Origin of the sequence: Streptomyces sp. NPDC058284 (assembly GCF_042881135.1) — a bacterium.
Taxonomy (GTDB): domain Bacteria; phylum Actinomycetota; class Actinomycetes; order Streptomycetales; family Streptomycetaceae; genus Streptomyces.
The window spans coordinates 1-3,216 of record NZ_JBHVYE010000067.1; the positions used below are offsets into that span (position 1 = coordinate 1).

General features: G+C 56.5%; 1 rRNA gene. It reads right to left on the reverse strand.

From position 1 onward, the window contains the following. Positions 1-33: 33 nt before the first annotated feature. Positions 34-3,159, reverse strand: a 23S ribosomal RNA gene (locus ACFVYR_RS38110). Positions 3,160-3,216 lie beyond the last annotated feature (57 nt).

A 3,216-nucleotide genomic window follows, 5' to 3' on the forward strand; every position in this document is an offset into this window, starting at 1 on the left:
GTTTCAGAACCAACACAGTGGACGCGAGCAACTGAGGACAAGCCCTCGGCCTATTAGTACCAGTCACCTCCACCCGTTACCGGGCTTCCAGATCTGGCCTATCAACCCAGTCGTCTACTGGGAGCCTTAACCCCTCAAAGGGGGTGGGAATACTCATCTCGAAGCAGGCTTCCCGCTTAGATGCTTTCAGCGGTTATCCTTTCCGAACGTAGCCAACCAGCCATGCCCTTGGCAGGACAACTGGCACACCAGAGGTTCGTCCGTCCCGGTCCTCTCGTACTAGGGACAGCCCTTCTCAATATTCCTACGCGCACAGAGGATAGGGACCGAACTGTCTCACGACGTTCTAAACCCAGCTCGCGTACCGCTTTAATGGGCGAACAGCCCAACCCTTGGGACCGACTCCAGCCCCAGGATGCGACGAGCCGACATCGAGGTGCCAAACCATCCCGTCGATATGGACTCTTGGGGAAGATCAGCCTGTTATCCCCGGGGTACCTTTTATCCGTTGAGCGACGGCGCTTCCACAAGCCACCGCCGGATCACTAGTCCCGACTTTCGTCCCTGCTCGACCCGTCGGTCTCACAGTCAAGCTCCCTTGTGCACTTACACTCAACACCTGATTACCAACCAGGCTGAGGGAACCTTTGGGCGCCTCCGTTACTCTTTGGGAGGCAACCGCCCCAGTTAAACTACCCATCAGACACTGTCCCTGATCCGGATCACGGACCGAGGTTAGACATCCAGCACGACCAGAGTGGTATTTCAACGATGACTCCCCCGATACTGGCGTACCGGGTTCACAGTCTCCCACCTATCCTACACAAGCCGAACCGAACACCAATATCAAACTGTAGTAAAGGTCCCGGGGTCTTTCCGTCCTTCTGCGCGAAACGAGCATCTTTACTCGTAGTGCAATTTCACCGGGCCTATGGTTGAGACAGTCGAGAAGTCGTTACGCCATTCGTGCAGGTCGGAACTTACCCGACAAGGAATTTCGCTACCTTAGGATGGTTATAGTTACCACCGCCGTTTACTGGCGCTTAAGTTCTCAGCTTCGCACACCCGAAAGTGCACTAACCGGTCCCCTTAACGTTCCAGCACCGGGCAGGCGTCAGTCCGTATACATCGCCTTACGGCTTCGCACGGACCTGTGTTTTTAGTAAACAGTCGCTTCTCGCTGGTCTCTGCGGCCACCCCCAGCTCAGAGTGCAAGACTCATCACCGGTGATGGCCCCCCTTCTCCCGAAGTTACGGGGGCATTTTGCCGAGTTCCTTAACCATAGTTCACCCGAACGCCTCGGTATTCTCTACCTGACCACCTGAGTCGGTTTAGGGTACGGGCCGCCATGAAACTCGCTAGAGGCTTTTCTCGACAGCATAGGATCATCCACTTCACCACAATCGGCTCGGCATCAGGTCTCAGCCTTAATGTGCAACGGATTTACCTATCACACGGCCTACACCCTTACCCCGGGACAACCACCGCCCGGGCTGGACTACCTTCCTGCGTCACCCCATCACTCACCTACTACAAGTCTGGTCCGTCGGCTCCACCACTTCCCTCAACTCCGAAGAGATCGGGACGGCTTCACGGACTTAGCATCGCCTGATTCGATGTTTGACGCTTCACAGCGGGTACCGGAATATCAACCGGTTATCCATCGACTACGCCTGTCGGCCTCGCCTTAGGTCCCGACTTACCCTGGGCAGATCAGCTTGACCCAGGAACCCTTAGTCAATCGGCGCACACGTTTCTCACGTATGTATCGCTACTCATGCCTGCATTCTCACTCGTGAACCGTCCACCACTAGCTTCCGCTGCAGCTTCACCCGGCACACGACGCTCCCCTACCCATCACAGCACCCGTTGGGGCTTATTGCTGCAATGACACGACTTCGGCGGTACGCTTGAGCCCCGCTACATTGTCGGCGCGGAATCACTAGACCAGTGAGCTATTACGCACTCTTTCAAGGGTGGCTGCTTCTAAGCCAACCTCCTGGTTGTCTGTGCGACTCCACATCCTTTCCCACTTAGCGTACGCTTAGGGGCCTTAGTCGATGCTCTGGGCTGTTTCCCTCTCGACCATGGAGCTTATCCCCCACAGTCTCACTGCCGCGCTCTCACTTACCGGCATTCGGAGTTTGGCTAAGGTCAGTAACCCGGTAGGGCCCATCGCCTATCCAGTGCTCTACCTCCGGCAAGAAACACACGACGCTGCACCTAAATGCATTTCGGGGAGAACCAGCTATCACGGAGTTTGATTGGCCTTTCACCCCTAACCACAGGTCATCCCCCAGGTTTTCAACCCTGGTGGGTTCGGTCCTCCACGACCTCTTACAGCCGCTTCAACCTGCCCATGGCTAGATCACTCCGCTTCGGGTCTTGAGCGCGCTACTAAACCGCCCTATTCGGACTCGCTTTCGCTACGGCTTCCCCACACGGGTTAACCTCGCAACACACCGCAAACTCGCAGGCTCATTCTTCAAAAGGCACGCAGTCACGAGACACCAAGCAAGCTTGATGTCCGACGCTCCCACGGCTTGTAGGCACACGGTTTCAGGTACTATTTCACTCCGCTCCCGCGGTACTTTTCACCATTCCCTCACGGTACTATCCGCTATCGGTCACCAGGGAATATTTAGGCTTAACGGGTGGTCCCGCCAGATTCACACGGGATTTCTCGGGCCCCGTGCTACTTGGGTGTCTCTCAAACGAGCCGCTGATGTTTCGACTACGGGGGTCTTACCCTCTACGCCGGACCTTTCGCATGTCCTTCGCCTACATCAACGGTTTCTGACTCGTCTCACAGCCGGCAGACTGTGAAAGAGAGATCCCACAACCCCGTATGCGCAACCCCTGCCGGGTCTCACACGCATACGGTTTGGCCTCATCCGGTTTCGCTCGCCACTACTCCCGGAATCACGGTTGTTTTCTCTTCCTGCGGGTACTGAGATGTTTCACTTCCCCGCGTTCCCTCCACACTGCCTATGTGTTCAGCAGCGGGTGACAGCCCATGACGACTGCCGGGTTTCCCCATTCGGAAACCCCCGGATCAAAGCCTGGTTGACGACTCCCCGGGGACTATCGTGGCCTCCCACGTCCTTCATCGGTTCCTGGTGCCAAGGCATCCACCGTGCGCCCTTAAAAACTTGGCCACAGATGCTCGCGTCCACTGTGCAGTTCTCAAACAACGACCAACCACCCATCACCCT